The sequence below is a fragment of the Carboxylicivirga linearis genome, from assembly GCF_018271995.1.
Classification (GTDB): Bacteria; Bacteroidota; Bacteroidia; order Bacteroidales; family Marinilabiliaceae; genus Carboxylicivirga; species Carboxylicivirga linearis.
On record NZ_JAGUCO010000002.1, the window covers coordinates 477,275 to 492,627 of the forward strand.

A 15,353-nucleotide genomic window follows, 5' to 3' on the forward strand; every position below is an offset into this window, starting at 1 on the left:
TCTGATGAGACAGAACATTGTTGCAGGAAACTGGAAAATGAACAACACCCTTGAAGAGGGTATCGCTTTAGCAAAAGAAGTAAATGCTATTTTAACTGAGAACAAGCCTAACTGCAAAGTAGTTTTGGGTACTCCATTCATCCACATTACTGAAGTTGTAAAAGCTGTTGACAGCAGTTTAGTGGGCGTTGCTGCTCAAAACTGTGCTGACAAAGCTAGCGGTGCTTACACTGGCGAAACTTCAGCTGCTATGATTCAGTCAACTGGTGCTCAATATGTAATTTTAGGTCACTCTGAAAGAAGAGCATACTACGGTGAAACTAACGCTATTTTGAAAGAAAAAACTGATTTGGCTTTAGCTAACGGCTTAACTCCTATTTTCTGTATCGGTGAGGTATTGGAAGAGCGCGAAGCTGAAAAACACTTCGAAGTAGTTAAATCTCAAATCGAAGAAGCGTTATTCCACCTTTCTGCTGAAGATTTCGGTAAAATTGTTTTAGCATACGAACCAGTATGGGCTATAGGAACAGGTAAAACTGCTTCTCCTGAGCAAGCTCAAGAAATTCACGCTTTCATCCGTAAAACTTTAGCTGACAAATACGGAGCTGAAGTTGCTGATAACACAAGTATCCTTTACGGTGGTAGCTGTAAACCATCAAACGCAAAAGAATTATTCGCTAATCCTGATGTTGATGGTGGTTTGATTGGTGGTGCTTCATTAAAAGCTGAAGATTTCCACGGAATTATTGCTGCTTTCTAAGAAAGACAACACATATTCTTTATACAAGAGGTTATTCGAAAGAGTAACCTCTTTTTTATTCTGACAGCCCATGTATTTTCTGCTGAATATGTGATAGATTTTGACTAATGCCTGCTAAAATTTAGTGATACAAAATTAGCTTGCCCATTGAGAATGACCTATGTTTGTCATCATTCTTATTACCAAAAACCATAAAAGTTTTAACCACATACTCAATGAAAAAAACTTCTTTAAAATACACGTTTGTAACTCTTTTAACCACATTAATATTTAGTAGCATTTCATTTGCTCAGATAATAGAACCAAAACCTTCTACCGATTATTATCTGATTCATTCAAGCGGAAATGTAGTTGCTGAAAACACCGAAACCAGAACTGTTATTAAGGAAGTATCTGGCTCTGATGACCAAATCATGCATTTTATCCCCGATGGAACTGGATATTACTGGATAAAACTTAAAGATCAGAAAAAGTTCATGGCATTAAGTGGTAGTTGGAATACTTATTTTATTACTGATTCAACAACTGACTATTCAAAATATGCCATCGAGAAAGTTTCAAGCTCATTTGTTAGACTAAAATGCAAAGCTAACAGTAGATATTTAGGCACCGATGATATTACCGACGGTTCTTACATCTATTCTGATAAAAGTGGAACTGAGAGCCGTCATTATTGGTATATTTCTGAAGAATATCATCCAGTTCCGGCAGATACAATAAAATACCTGATAAATCCAAATGCAAGATTTACAAATAGTTTTGAAGGATGGGGTGTTTCACTATGCTGGTGGGCCAATATGTGTGGCACCTGGAGCGATGATAAAATTGATGAAATTGTTGACTGGTTGGTTAGTCCTGAGGGCCTCAACTATAATATTTTTCGTTATAATATTGGCGGTGGTGATGATCCTTTAAACCAGAATTGCGATCCTCATCACATGGCAAGCGGAAAAGGTATACGAGCCGAAATGGAAGGATTTAAAGATTCATCTGATGGAGATTACGACTGGAGCCGCGATGCTGCACAACGTAAGATAATGCTTAAAATAAAAGAGAAACGGCCTGATGCCATTTTTGAAGCTTTCAGTAATTCTGCTCCATATTATATGACATACAGTGGATGTTGTGCGGGGAATTTTAACGCTTGGGAAGACAACCTGAAACCGGAATACTACGAAGAATTTGCCAACTACCTTGTTGATGTATGTAAACACTATAAAGAAACCTATAATATTGAGTTTAAGACTCTGGAACCATTTAACGAACCCGTTACCAATTACTGGGCTGCAAATGGTGGTCAGGAAGGCTGTCATTTTAGTACAGCTGCTCAAATTGACTTCTTAAAAATCCTTTCTCCTATTTTGAAAGAATCAGGACTAAATACCGTTATTTCTGCATCTGATGAAACCAGTGTTGCTCAATCAGTAACTGATTTTAATGCTTATATCGCGGATGGTACTGTACTTGATTTGGTTGATCAATGGAATACACATACCTATTCTGCCACAAACCAGGATAGAGCTAATATAAGAGCCTTATCAACAACATATAATAAAACACTATGGATGAGTGAGGTCGGAGCTGGAGGAACTGGTTTATACGGCAACCTGAACATGGCACAAAAGCTCATACATGATATCAGATATATTCGCCCTGAGGCTTGGATAGACTGGCAATATATAGAAGAGAATAACGATCAGTGGTGCCTGGTACAAGGTGATTTTGCAGCACAAACATACGAGCCTGTTAAGAACTTTTATGTACGCAAACAATTCAGTCACTATATTAAAACAGGAGCAAGATTTCTGGATGCACCCAATGATCAAATCCTGTCTACCTTGAATGAAACAAATGATACACTTACCATCGTTTTGTTAAACAATTCATCATTAACAACCTATCACGAAATTGACTTGTCAATGTTTGATCAGGTGGACAATCCAAGTCATGTAACACGTACCTCTGAAACAGAAAACAACATAGATGTTACATCTTTTAAAACAGAAGGAGACAACTTGTTAGTTAGCCTTCCTGGTTACAGCTTAACAACTGTTGTAATACCTGTCAATACCGATCCTGTTGATAATGAATTACAAACTGATATTCCGTATTTAATTCTTTCACGAACTGCAAGTCTGGTAATGCAATCAACAGATAATGAAGTTCAAATTAATAACTATCAACATACCGATTCTACCCAATTATGGGTTTTATCATCCAATTCAAACGGATATACTATCAGTAATTTAAAAGGTGAATACCTTACAGATGCGGGCACTTATTACTTGTCTACATCATCAGTACAAAATCCTATCAACCAAACATTTTTAATTGAAAGTGTAGGTGACGATTGTTATAAGATTGTTTCAACAAACACTGGTAAAGCATTGGATCTGGAAGGTGCCAACAATACCGCTGGTACCAAAGTGGGATTATACGACTATGGAACTAGCGCTGCAGCTAGCCACAGGCAATGGATGTTTGCATTTCCACCTTCATTTAACAACCAGGATATTCCAAACAATATTAATGAGATTGAAAAGGATGACCATACCGATTTAGCACGAATTATTGGTACTAAGGGTGCTATTTTAGTGTTGCAGGCTTCAGAATTATCTGGTCAAGCATGTATTTATACCCTATCCGGAATTGAAGTAGCCCAACAGGAAATTAAAGGATCATCAAGCCTAGTACCTGTTAAAAGGGGAATTTACATAGTTCGTTACAATCTAAAAAAGCAAAATAGTATAATAACCACTAAGGTGTTTGTAAAATAAACACATTCCATCATACCTTTTTAATTGTAAAACAATTGTCTTATACCTTATCGAATCATAGACTAAAAAGTTAAAATGAAATATCTTGATATTTTCATAAAACTATAATCATTAAACCTATATATCAAACACTATATCAATTTCATTTACGTTAATTATTATATTTACCCTACTAATTTCTGTGATAAACATCTAAAATCAATCAAATTTATGAGACTTACGTTTTTCATTTTATCTGTACTATTGTTAGCATCATGCAGTAACAACAACACAATTACCTTAAGCGGTGTTATTACTAACCCCGATAGCAATGTAATAACACTTAACATCCCTTACACGCAAACCCATGACACTATTGCAACCCTTGCTGAAGATGGAACATTTAAAGCTACCATTGAAATAAGTAAGCCACATATGGCCAATTTAATTAATGGGGATGCTTATTTGAAATTAAACCTTGTTCCTGGTGCCAATCTCAATATTAAATTTGATGGAATAGAATTAAAAAGTGGAAAAGCAGCCAATGTAACAATAACTGGTGAGGGAAGTGAAAGTTCCTCTCTCCTTTTAAATATGAGAAATGCCGACACTAACAACAACCTGAGAGCGGTATTATCTCTGCCGACTGCTGAATTTGAAGAAACAGTAACTTCAGATGCGATGCTATTAAGTAAGATGATTGAAGAATTTGAATCCTCAAACCCCGGTAATGATACTTTTATTGAAATGCTTCGATTGGAACAAAAGGTTTTATTAGCTCAAAAGTATGATTACTTTGTGATGTATCATGCCAGATTTGCACCCAACGATACCTTACCAATTCCGGAAGAATACAAAACATTTTCGGCAACCATACCAACCGATAACTATGAAGCTTTTAAGGAAATTAGAGTTTATCAGCAGTTTGTGGTTAATGAACATACTTCTAAAATAGAGAATCAAATAAAAGAAGAAGAAATTGAGGAAAGAAGTGCTGAATTTGTTAATAGGGAAATTGATATTATTAAAACATTAGAAGTTCCCCAAATTGTAAAAGATGAATTAGGTAACCGTTTATTAGGCTCATACACTTATCAGCCAGACAGCATTAAGAATATAATGAAAGAACGCTATACTGAAATTATCACTAATAAAAAATACACTAAAGCATTTACCGTTTTACTTGCTCAACTCGAAAAATTACAGCCGGGAGCAATTGCCCCAACCTTCGCTTATAATGATATCAATGGAGAGAAAGTAACATCTGAAGATTTAAAAGGCAAGGTAATTTATATTGATGTTTGGGCAACCTGGTGTGGACCGTGTAAGGCTGAAATCCCTCATTTAAAAAAGATGGAAGAGGAATTGCACGAGCAAGACATTGCGTTTGTGAGTATCTCGGTTGATAACAATAAAAGTGCCTGGGAGAAAATGGTAGCTGAAAAAGAATTAAAAGGTTATCAGCTTTTTGCTCCCAATGACTGGAACTCAGAAATCATAAAAGATTACGCTATTCGAGGAATTCCTCGTTTTATCATGATTGATAAAGAAGGTAAGCTGGTAAATGCAAACGCCAGCCGCCCTTCCAACCCTGAAACCAAAGAAAAATTAATTGAGCTGGCAAATAGCTAAATCATAAAGCAAAGAGGGTCACTATTGATTCTCTTTTTTTTCCAAAAAATCCAAAATCCTATGACTATGAAAAATGTACTCATTTTAATTATTACACTATTTTTTTATTCGTGCACATCTAACAATAAGATCAAAATAAGTGGAAAGATCCATAATTGTCCAGATTCAATTGTTCGTGTTTATCTGCCAGCCCTTCAAAAATACGATACAATAGCACATATAAAATCAGACGGAACTTATCAAGGATTATTATCTGTTCCTAATGAAATGATAGGCTACATATATTGGGGGAAAACATACATCAACAGCAATTTTAAACCCGGTACAGAAATTCACATTGAAGCCAAATACAATGAGATTCTAGAGCATAATTATTCAAATATTGAATTGAAGGGTGATGGAGCTCCTAATGTTAAATTATTGTTGAAATTAAAGTCCATTAAGGGCAATTTCTCCCAGAAAAACCTATTTAACCAGTCATTTAGTAAATTTAAGGAAGAAATTAACTCATTAAATTATGATTTAGGCAAGACTCTTAATAAATACAATACCCCAAAGAATACTAGTTTCTTGACTAAAGTTCAATTAATAAACGATGTTTACGTTGCTAAAATATGCTCTGAATTCCTTAGAAAACATAAAGCAGCCAATAATGATTCAATACAAATGATTCAAGTGCTATTTGATGAAGTACCGTTAGATAAAATCGAATTTTACAAGGAAATATTAACCTACAAATATTATGTGGTAGATCATTACGAAAGAAACATCGATGATACCCTAAAGAATAAAAAATTGAATAAATATACTGTAAAAGGGACATCTGAAGTATTTGATCAAATTGAAAAACTAAATTCTAATCAACTAATAAAGGACGAACTTGGAAACAGGCACCTAAGACATTACTCGATGTCTCCAAGAAATACACAGGAAATAATGGAATTGAGGTATCATAACATTATTAAAAATGAGATATACTTAACTGAAATAGAATCTGAAATAAATAAAGTAAATAAGTTAAAAACAGGTGTTATTGCACCCGTTTTTTCATATAAAGATATTAATGGTAAACTGATTACTTCTGATGATTTAAAAGGCAAAGTTATATATATTGATGTTTGGGCAACTGAGTGCGGACCATGTATAGGTGAAATACCATATCTAAAATCGTTGGAAAGAGAATTAAAAAATCTTGATGTCGCTTTTGTAAGTATTTCGGTTGACAATGATAAAAGCAAATGGGAGAAAATGGTAGTTGAGAAAGCACTGTGTGGATATCAACTTTTTGCACCTGATGCATACGATTCTGAAATCATAAAAGATTACGCTATTCGAGGAATTCCTCGCTTTATCATAATTGATAAAGAAGGTAAATTGGTTAATACCAATGCCAGTCGCCCTTCTAATCCTGAAACCAAAGAAAAATTAATTGAGCTGGCAAATAGCTAATATCTAAGAGACAATACAAATTAAACCTGGCTTAACAAGTCAGGTTTTTTTATACCTCCCAATCAACCATTCACAGTGGTTTTTAGCAATATTCAACAACTAAAAATCAAACTCTTAATGAAGAATTTTCTCAAATTATTTTGAAAAGAAATTTTTCTCTTATACTTTTGACTGAACGTTCAGTCATTTAAAAATATTATGTCACCACGAACAGATACTCAAAACGAAAAAATACGCCTAGAACGCAAACAACAAATAATGAATGTAGCGCTCAAGGTAATTGCCGATAACGGTTTTTCGAATGCCTCCATTTCCAGAATTGCAAAAGAAGCCGGAATTTCAAAAGGATTGATGTATAACTACTTCGAAAGTAAAGAAGATCTGGTTATCAACATTATGCTGGAAGGGTTCAATCAATTAACAAACTCCTTCGATCCCAATCATGATGGTGTTTTAACAGAAGAGGAACTGCACTTCTTTATTGATCAATCTTTTCAAACAGTAGAACAAAATATTCCTTTCTGGAGAATGTATTTTATGGTTCTTTTACAGCCCGATGTTTATTCTATCATTACTCCCCAATTAGAGAAAATTCTAACTCCTTTTTACAAAACAGCCATCAACTACTTTGCCAGTCAAGGATATGATGATCCCGTTACAGAAGTTCGATTTTTTGCTGCTATAATGGATGGCGTAGGCTTGCATTATATTATGGATCCTGAAAACTTTCCAATGGAAGGCGTTAAAACCAAAATACATCAATTGTTTAAATGTAAATAATCAGACAAACTAAAAATAAGACAATGACAACTATCAAACACCTAAAACCGATGCTTCTTGCAATTATTATATTGATTTCAACATCAATGCAAGCTCAGGATGCAAAGGAGATTGTGAAGAAAGCCGATGATAAAATGCAGGGTGAAGAATCAAGTATTTCAACCATGTCAATGACGATCAAACGGCCAACCTACGAACGTAATCTGGCATTTAAAAACTGGACAAAAGGCACCCAATATGCCATGACTTTAGTTACAGCACCGGCTCAGGAAAAAGGTCAGACTTTTTTAAAACGAGATCGTGAGATGTGGAACTGGAATCCGCGAATTTCTCGTATGATTAAACTTCCGCCATCAATGATGTCGCAAGGATGGATGGGATCGGACTATACCAATGACGATGCATTAAAAAAATCATCTATTGTTGAAGATTACAATCACACTTTAATTGGAGAAGAAAAGATTGATGAGCAAGATTGCTATCATATACAACTAATACCAACAGAAGAAGCAGCCGTTGTATGGGGTAAAGTAATGATGTGGATTACCAAAGACGAATACCTTCAAATGAAGGTTGAATATTACGATGAAGATGAGTTTTTAGTAAAAACAGAACTGGCGCATAATATCACCACCATTGGAGGTAGAATCTTACCCTCGCAGTTTGAGATTATTCCTGCTGATAAACCAAATCAGAGAACCATTATTAACATTGAAAATATAGAATTCAATGTTCCTATAAACGATAATTTCTTTTCACAGCAAAGCATGAAACGAATTCGCTAATCAATTAAACATCAAACCATGTCAAATAGCGAAACAAAACTAGCCTGGCGTAATATCTGGCGCAACAAACGTCGAACTCTAATAACTGTTGCATCCATCTTTTTTGGTGTAATATTAAGTACTTTGATGACTTCGATGCAAGATGGAACTTATTCGAAAATGATTGATAACGTGGTAAGTTTTTACTCTGGATATGTACAGATTCATCACCCTGATTACTGGGAAACTAAATCAATTGATGATCTGTTTGTACCAACTGATTCCTTAATTGATATTGTGGCTGACAATAAAGACATTGACCTGATAATTCCACGTATGGAGTCTTTCTCTTTAATGTCATACGGTAACAGCACAAAAGGTGCAATGCTGATTGGTGTTGATCCTGCAAAGGAAAACGAACTAACACGTCTGAGTCATTGGGTAAGCAAAGGTAAATATCTAAACAAGGACGATGACGGCATTTTGATGGCAGTTAACCTGGCAAAGGCACTGAATGTTGATTTGGGCGATACATTAGCCTTGATCAGTCAGGGACATCATGGATATAGCGCAGCCGGACTTTTCCCTGTAGTAGGAATCCTTGAATTCCCCTTCCCTGCCATGAACAATTTCGGAACCTATATCACAATTGACAAAGCCCGAGAGTTTTTCTCTGCACCAGGCATGGTCACCAGTCTGGTATTAACGGTTGATGATTACGATGATGTTTATCCCATTAAGCACGAATTGGAAACAAGTCTCGGTGATCAATATTCTGTAATGACCTGGGATGAAATGGACCCGGTAACAAAACAAATGATCGAAGGTGATAAGGGCCAAGGCATCATTATGAAAGGCATTTTATACATACTAATTGGCTTTGGTGTTTTCTCAACGGTAATTATGATGATTGCCGAGCGCAGAAAAGAATTGGGCGTAATGATTGCTGTTGGAATGAATAAGTTAAAGCTGGCAAAAGTACTGTTTTACGAAACCATGCTAATTGGTATTGTTGGTGTTGTATCGGGCTTTGCGGTTAGTGTTCCGTTAATCTGGTTTCTGGTAAAAAGTCCAATCCCACTAACAGGAGAAGTAGCTGATGTGTACGAGCAATTTGGAATGGAACCAGCCATTTATTTCGGAAACGACACAATGGTTTTTGGAGGTCAGATACTGATTGTATTTGCCATCACATTATTGGTATCGATTTATCCGCTAAGTAAAATTTTACGCTTACAAGTAACCAAAGCTCTTCGTTCATAACCTTTAAAAACAAAAAATCATGATACTATCCATATCCTGGCGAAACGTGTGGCGAAGTAAAACCCGAAGCGCCGTTATACTTTTTGCCATTGCCTTGGGAATTTTCACGGGTGTATTTAATTATGCATTTTACAATGGGATGGCCATCCAACGCATTAACTCAGCTATCTCAACGGAAGCATCACACATTCAACTACATCAAAAAGGCTACCTCGAAGAGCCTGATGAAAAGAAGTATATTGAAAATGCAACCACACTGGCAGTAGACATTGCAGCTGAAGATTCTGTTCAGGCAACATGTTCTCGCTTTATTGTACAAGGAATGATTCAGTCTCCAACCACCTCATCAGGCATAAAAATAATGGGAATAAACCCTGAAATTGAATCAACCGTTACCAACCTACATACAAAAATCAAAGACGGTGCGTATTTCGAAGGTATCAAGCGAAATCCGGTTGTAATTGGTCAGAAGCTGGCTGATAAACTGAAGTTGAAAATTCGCTCTAAAGTAGTAATCACCTTTGCCGATAAAGAAGGTTATATCTCAGGAGCTTCGTTCAGAGTGGCAGGCATTTATCAAACTGCCAACAATATGTACGACCAAACCAATATTTTTGTGAGAGCTGAAGATTTAACTTCGTTGTATGGAGTTGATGCTTCTGCTGGACACGAAATTGCAGTATTATTAAATCATTCTGAGAACGTTCCTGCTGTTTTGGCAAATTTGGAGAGTAAGTATTCGAAATACGATGTTAAAGAATGGCGGCAAATTATGCCTGAGGTTTCAATGCTCGAATCAAGCCTCGACATCTCTATGTACATCTTTATGATCATCATCTTACTGGCATTGGTTTTTGGTATTATCAATACCATGCTGATGGCTGTATTGGAACGCACAAAAGAGTTAGGTATGTTAATGTCGATTGGAATGAATAAATCGCGTGTGTTTAAAATGATAATGATTGAAACAGTCTTCCTCTCACTAATAGGTGGCGTTGTTGGAATAATTATGGGAGCCGTTGTTACTATTGCCACAGCTAATTCAGGCATTGATATTTCTATGGTCTCTGAAGGATTTGGTGCCATGGGTTATGATTCCATTGTTTATCCTGTTCTGAAGATTAAAAATGTAATTGATGTTGTAATTATGGTATTTATTACGGGGATGCTGGCAGCCATCTATCCTGCCCTAAAAGCATTAAAATTGAAGCCTGCAGAAGCGATTCGCATTGATATGTAAAACTCTTAAAAACCAAACATTATGAATGTAATTGAAGTTAAAAAACTGACCAAAACATATAACGATTCAGAAGTTAAAGTCCATGCTGTTCAAGGAATTGATTTAGAAATACAAGAAGGGGAATTTACAGCTATTGTCGGACCATCAGGATGTGGAAAAACCACTTTTCTGAACATGTTAGGAGGATTAGATCAACCAACTGAAGGAAATATTCGCATCGGAGACACTATGGTTCATGACTTAAAACCATCAGAACTGATCGATTTTAGATTGCACAATATAGGATTTGTTTTCCAGGCTTATAACCTTATTCCTGTGCTAACCGCCAAGGAAAATGTGGAATTTATCATGCAACTTCAAGGTAAAAGCAAGGAAGAGCGAGACAAAAGAGCTATTAGCCTGTTAACCGAAGTTGGTTTAGGTGATCGTGTAGACGCACGTCCGTCACGCTTATCCGGAGGGCAACAACAGCGCGTGGCTGTAGCCAGAGCATTAGCTTCCAAACCTAAGTTTGTTTTAGCTGACGAACCTACGGCCAATCTTGATTCTACCTCAACAGAGACCTTGCTCGATATTATGGAAAAACTAAATCGAGAAGAAAATATCACATTCATTTTTAGTACTCATGATGCAAGGGTAGTAAATAAAGCTCGTCGTGTTATACAGCTTGAAGATGGCAAAATTATTAAAGACGAACGCAAAGCATAGTTTTTTTGATAGTCAAGATGCTTTATGGAACGGTTCTTTATCAACATCTAGCAAATAGAGAACCGTTCCTTAGAGTTAAAATTATTATTCGTAGTTTAATTACTGAATCATGTTCAAAACCAAATTATTAATCCTCGGAATACTATCATCCCTGTTACCGTCGATTGTTTCTGCGCAATACGGCGACTCAGGCAAAAAACTGGTAGTGAACGGGTATCTGGTAAATATGCAATCTGTATCCATCTCAAAAATACCCTTTGAATTACCCGATTCACTTGATTATATCAAGCAAGATGATAATCATATGTACATCACTGACATCTATTTTCAAAACCGATTAAACCTGTTTTGGTATGCCAGCGATAAGCTAACCATCTCTGCTCAAATGCGAAACCGTTTGATGGTAGGCGATCAGGTTAGATTAGATTTTTCTAATCAGCTTAGAGATGGATTCGAGAAAAACGGTAATCTGTTCAATCCATCGTGGAACATCGCTGTCGGAAACAGTTATATATTAAATATGGCTTTCGATCGTATTTATGCAGAGTATTCAACAGGCAATCTTGATTTAACAGTTGGTAAGCAACGAATTAACTGGGGCAAAACGTTTGCATTCAATCCTAACGACATGTTTAATACTTACTCCTATTTCGACTTTGATTACGAGGAGAAACCCGGAACCGATGCCGTTCGGGCTATGTATTACACAGGAGCTACATCTTCCATCGAATTTGCAGCCAACATCGACAGCGCCAAGCAAGTATCAGCAGCTTTAAAATGGAATGCCAACATCTGGAATTACGATTTTCAGTTTATCGGAGGTACTTTAAAAGGTGAAGATTTGGCTTTAGGCTTTGGCTGGTCAGGTTATGTAAAAAACTCTAGTTGGCGGGGTGAGTTGGCATGGTATCAGCCTTTCGAGAATTTTGCTGATACATCAGGAGTGATAATGCTTTCAACAGGTATGGATTATTCCATAGGCTCAAAATGGACTGTTCAAGGCGAAGTAATGGTAGCTAAACTGCCGGAAGGAAAAGACATTGTATTTTTTGATGCATATGCACCACCTCAATCGGTTAAGGACTTAGCAACTTCCCCTTTCCAATTACTCGGAAGCGTGATGTTTCAGGCTACTCCCTTATCTACTTTTTCGCTGGCAAGTATCTGGTATCCTCACCCTGATATTAAAGGAATATTTCTGGGACCAACCTGGACTTATAGTGTTGCAGATAACTTTAGTGCATCGCTATACTGGCAATATTTCCATGGAAACTTCCCAAACAGTTTAACTGGTGAGGTTAGCACACAAGATGTAAACTCTGGCTTTTTACGTTTAAAATATAGCTTTTAACCTTTTATTTAGAAGACGGATAATATGGAATGGTTAAACTAAAAGAAGTTCCTTTTATTGATGAGTCTAGCAGTTTAACTTCTCCATTCAACATTTCAGCAAGATTTAGACAAATAGCTAAACCAAGTCCTGTACCAGGAATACTAAAGGTTTTTTTATCCTTTACTTGTACAAATCGTTCGAAAATTTTTTCGTGAAACTTTTTAGGTATACCAATTCCGGTATCAGAAATAATAAATTGAAGTTGATCCTTAACTATAGAGGTTTTTAAAGTAATAGATCCTTTCCGCGTATACTTAACCGAGTTATTTAATAGATTTGATAATATCTGTCTTAACTGAACCTCATCTGTTAACACAAGCTTCTCTTCTAGTTCTTCTGCACTATCGATTATAATCTTTATGTGCTCCTTATTAAAATTATACAGTAACGATTGTACATTAAGCTCCAAATTTCGAAGTAAATGAGAAATATTTACCGGCATAAAAGTAGGTTTAACGTAACCAGCTTCAATTTTTGAGAAATCAACTAAATCGTTAATAAGGTTAAGCAGATGTGAGCTGTTATTTAAAATTATATCGGCAAAATCCTTCACCTCACTCATTTCCAGGTTATCTTCCTTTATAAGTTCCGTAAATCCACAGATGGCATTTAGTGGTGTTCTGATTTCATGACTCATATTTGCAAGAAATGAAGACTTTAATCGATCTGATTCCTCAGCTTGTTCCTTTGCATCAATTAAATCAAGTTCAATCTTTTTCCATTCTGAAATGTTTCTCGCTATAGATAAAATAACTTTCTTATCATCAAGGGTAAATAAATGAGAGTTAACTTCAACCGGGAATGTTGTACCATCTTTTCGCTGATGGATCACCTCAATCTTGCTTGTTTTATTCACCTCTAATTTCTCCAGAAAAGGCTTTAATTGGCCCTTCATACCTTTTACCATCAAATCAGATGGTGTCATATTCATTAGTTCATCATACGAATAACCTGTCATTTCAATGGCTGCCTGATTTACTTCCATGCATCTTTTGATACTCGCAACACCATCAATCTCCCATAAATAAATGGCATCATTTGCTTTTTGAAACAACTGATGAAATTTTTTTCTTTCAATATTTAATTCATGGTTGGTATTTTGATGTGTTTGAATCTCTTGAAAAAGCATATTATTTAGTCGGGTTAACTCAGTAGTCCTGGCTTTTACTTTTCTTTCCAACGATTGATTTAATTTCTTTAACTGAAGAATTAAACCTAAACGCTCCCATTTATCAGTAACAATTTTCACGAATTGATTAAAGATAAAAAGGTCATCAAACACTTCTTTATTGTTGATATCACTAACAAATACAAACACCCCATTTTTTACATTATGACTATGGAAGTGTATTAATACAATTTCGTATGGTTCAAATTTATGCTTAACCTTATCTTTAAATACTGCAGGGTCAACATCATCACATTTTATTTTCAACACTCCCTGACTTTGAAGCTGTGCAATTATTTCTTTTTTCAAGACAGGTTCAACACAATCATTTGAGCCACTATCATAAGCACAATAACTACTAATTACCTTGTAACTTCTTGATTTAATTTCAATACAATAACAAACTGGAATTTCTTTAAGAATGGATATTTTTTCCAACAAAGCCTCTATCAATTCCTTATCATTACTGATAGAATCAAAACTCTCAGAAATAAAATTGAAAAGAATAGTTTCCTCTACCTGATCCGAAAGTGCGTTGTTTTGTTTTTCCAGATCGGTAATTCTATCCTTAAGCTCTTCTATTGAATATTCTTTGTTATCCTCTACCATTTAATCCCCTGTAGAAATTAAGTATTAATTGTGAAAGCTGCTCTGGTTCATCCTCTTGAACAAAGTGACCTCCTGTGCTTATTTTCTTATATTGCGAATTGTGAATATTCTTATGTAAGTCTTCACTGATTACCTTTCTTAAAAATACATCTCCCTCTCCACGTATAATTAAAACAGGTAAACGCAAGGCGGCCAAATCATCTTTGATTTCCATTAAATCTTGATTATTTAAACAATGAGCAAAATATAAAAATGCTTTTCGCCCATCCCGTGTATCCATCGGTTTCCAAAAGAATGACATTAATTCATCATCTACTCGATTACGATAATACATCCCACGTTTTACTAAAAGCCGGAATGCCCCCAAATCAAGACTTATCATTGCCAGATTACGGATAATGGGCGTGCGCATTGAAATAATAGGTTGCACAGGCCAATAATCATAAGCTACTGAATTAATAAGAGTCAGACTTTTAAATAATATAGTGTTATTCACAACCATTATCTGGCCAATTCCACCACCTACATCATGACATACTAAATGAACATTCTTAAGATCAAGATGTTCAATCAATTCTGCTAACATGAAAGCATGATTTTTAAGAGAAAAGGACCCTTCAATATTCTTACTCGATTCTCCACACCCAGCCAAATCAACCACAATAACATCATAATCATTAGCGAAATACGGCCAAATATTCCTCCAAATAAATGAGTATGTGGTGATACCATGAATAAATAAAACCGGCTCTCCTTTTCCAAATCGATGATAGACAATTTGCTGCTGATTAATATCAAATGTATAGGTTTGATCAAAAGAGGTCATGGTAA

12 protein-coding genes are annotated in these 15,353 nt (G+C 35.7%); 10 read left to right on the top strand and 2 right to left on the bottom strand.

Annotated features, from left to right (window positions below; all coding sequences use genetic code 11):
* Positions 1-4 precede the first annotated feature (4 nt).
* From tpiA to KEM10_RS05320, 10 genes are all read left to right on the top strand, one after another.
* Positions 5-760 (top strand): triose-phosphate isomerase, encoded by a 756-nt coding sequence (gene tpiA, locus KEM10_RS05275; protein WP_212214400.1) that lies wholly within the window; start codon positions 5-7, stop codon positions 758-760.
* A 215-nt stretch (positions 761-975) separates the two neighbouring features.
* Positions 976-3,537, top strand: coding sequence for a glycoside hydrolase (locus tag KEM10_RS05280; RefSeq protein WP_212214401.1), 2,562 nt, complete (start codon positions 976-978; stop codon positions 3,535-3,537).
* 210 nt (positions 3,538-3,747) lie between these two features.
* On the top strand, positions 3,748-5,148 hold the full coding sequence (locus tag KEM10_RS05285) for a TlpA family protein disulfide reductase (RefSeq protein WP_212214402.1): 1,401 nt from the start codon (positions 3,748-3,750) through the stop codon (positions 5,146-5,148).
* Positions 5,149-5,214: 66 nt separating this feature from the next.
* The gene (locus tag KEM10_RS05290) at positions 5,215-6,597 is read left to right on the top strand and encodes a TlpA family protein disulfide reductase (protein ID WP_212214403.1); all 1,383 of its coding nucleotides are present in this window, start codon (positions 5,215-5,217) and stop codon (positions 6,595-6,597) included.
* 198 nt (positions 6,598-6,795) lie between these two features.
* Positions 6,796-7,377 carry a TetR/AcrR family transcriptional regulator gene (locus tag KEM10_RS05295; protein ID WP_212214404.1) on the top strand — a complete coding sequence of 194 codons (582 nt, stop codon included), beginning with the start codon at positions 6,796-6,798 and terminating at the stop codon, positions 7,375-7,377.
* Between the two features lie 23 nt (positions 7,378-7,400).
* The gene (locus KEM10_RS05300; RefSeq protein ID WP_212214405.1) at positions 7,401-8,162 is read left to right on the top strand and encodes an outer membrane lipoprotein-sorting protein; all 762 of its coding nucleotides are present in this window, start codon (positions 7,401-7,403) and stop codon (positions 8,160-8,162) included.
* An 18-nt stretch (positions 8,163-8,180) separates the two neighbouring features.
* A complete protein-coding gene (locus KEM10_RS05305; protein ID WP_212214407.1) occupies positions 8,181-9,404 on the top strand; it encodes an ABC transporter permease in 1,224 nt (407 codons plus the stop codon).
* 19 nt (positions 9,405-9,423) lie between these two features.
* Positions 9,424-10,644, top strand: a complete 1,221-nt coding sequence (locus tag KEM10_RS05310; RefSeq protein WP_212214410.1) for an ABC transporter permease — start codon at positions 9,424-9,426, stop codon at positions 10,642-10,644.
* 21 nt (positions 10,645-10,665) lie between these two features.
* Positions 10,666-11,352: an ABC transporter ATP-binding protein gene (locus tag KEM10_RS05315; protein ID WP_212214413.1), complete on the top strand. Its 687-nt coding sequence runs from the start codon at positions 10,666-10,668 to the stop codon at positions 11,350-11,352.
* Between the two features lie 109 nt (positions 11,353-11,461).
* Positions 11,462-12,703, top strand: coding sequence for a hypothetical protein (locus tag KEM10_RS05320; RefSeq protein ID WP_212214415.1), 1,242 nt, complete (start codon positions 11,462-11,464; stop codon positions 12,701-12,703).
* A 4-nt stretch (positions 12,704-12,707) separates the two neighbouring features.
* Here KEM10_RS05320 and KEM10_RS05325 read toward each other — a convergent pair whose 3' ends face one another.
* Both KEM10_RS05325 and KEM10_RS05330 read right to left on the bottom strand, forming a co-directional pair.
* Positions 12,708-14,522 carry a PAS domain-containing sensor histidine kinase gene (locus tag KEM10_RS05325; protein ID WP_212214416.1) on the bottom strand — a complete coding sequence of 605 codons (1,815 nt, stop codon included), beginning with the start codon at positions 14,520-14,522 and terminating at the stop codon, positions 12,708-12,710.
* Positions 14,509-15,348: an alpha/beta fold hydrolase gene (locus KEM10_RS05330; RefSeq protein ID WP_212214417.1), complete on the bottom strand. Its 840-nt coding sequence runs from the start codon at positions 15,346-15,348 to the stop codon at positions 14,509-14,511. The genes KEM10_RS05325 and KEM10_RS05330 overlap by 14 nt, the downstream gene beginning before the upstream one ends.
* Positions 15,349-15,353 lie beyond the last annotated feature (5 nt).

What these genes read in the sequence shown, in the direction of transcription:
- tpiA (WP_212214400.1), top strand. Translation starts at nt 5, where the DNA reads ATGAGACAGAACATTGTTGCAGGAAACTGGAAAATGAACAACACCCTT.
- KEM10_RS05280 (WP_212214401.1), top strand. Translation starts at nt 976, where the DNA reads ATGAAAAAAACTTCTTTAAAATACACGTTTGTAACTCTTTTAACCACA.
- KEM10_RS05285 (WP_212214402.1), top strand. Translation starts at nt 3,748, where the DNA reads ATGAGACTTACGTTTTTCATTTTATCTGTACTATTGTTAGCATCATGC.
- KEM10_RS05290 (WP_212214403.1), top strand. Translation starts at nt 5,215, where the DNA reads ATGAAAAATGTACTCATTTTAATTATTACACTATTTTTTTATTCGTGC.
- KEM10_RS05295 (WP_212214404.1), top strand. Translation starts at nt 6,796, where the DNA reads ATGTCACCACGAACAGATACTCAAAACGAAAAAATACGCCTAGAACGC.
- KEM10_RS05300 (WP_212214405.1), top strand. Translation starts at nt 7,401, where the DNA reads ATGACAACTATCAAACACCTAAAACCGATGCTTCTTGCAATTATTATA.
- KEM10_RS05305 (WP_212214407.1), top strand. Translation starts at nt 8,181, where the DNA reads ATGTCAAATAGCGAAACAAAACTAGCCTGGCGTAATATCTGGCGCAAC.
- KEM10_RS05310 (WP_212214410.1), top strand. Translation starts at nt 9,424, where the DNA reads ATGATACTATCCATATCCTGGCGAAACGTGTGGCGAAGTAAAACCCGA.
- KEM10_RS05315 (WP_212214413.1), top strand. Translation starts at nt 10,666, where the DNA reads ATGAATGTAATTGAAGTTAAAAAACTGACCAAAACATATAACGATTCA.
- KEM10_RS05320 (WP_212214415.1), top strand. Translation starts at nt 11,462, where the DNA reads ATGTTCAAAACCAAATTATTAATCCTCGGAATACTATCATCCCTGTTA.
- KEM10_RS05325 (WP_212214416.1), bottom strand. Translation starts at nt 14,522, where the DNA reads ATGGTAGAGGATAACAAAGAATATTCAATAGAAGAGCTTAAGGATAGA.
- KEM10_RS05330 (WP_212214417.1), bottom strand. Translation starts at nt 15,348, where the DNA reads ATGACCTCTTTTGATCAAACCTATACATTTGATATTAATCAGCAGCAA.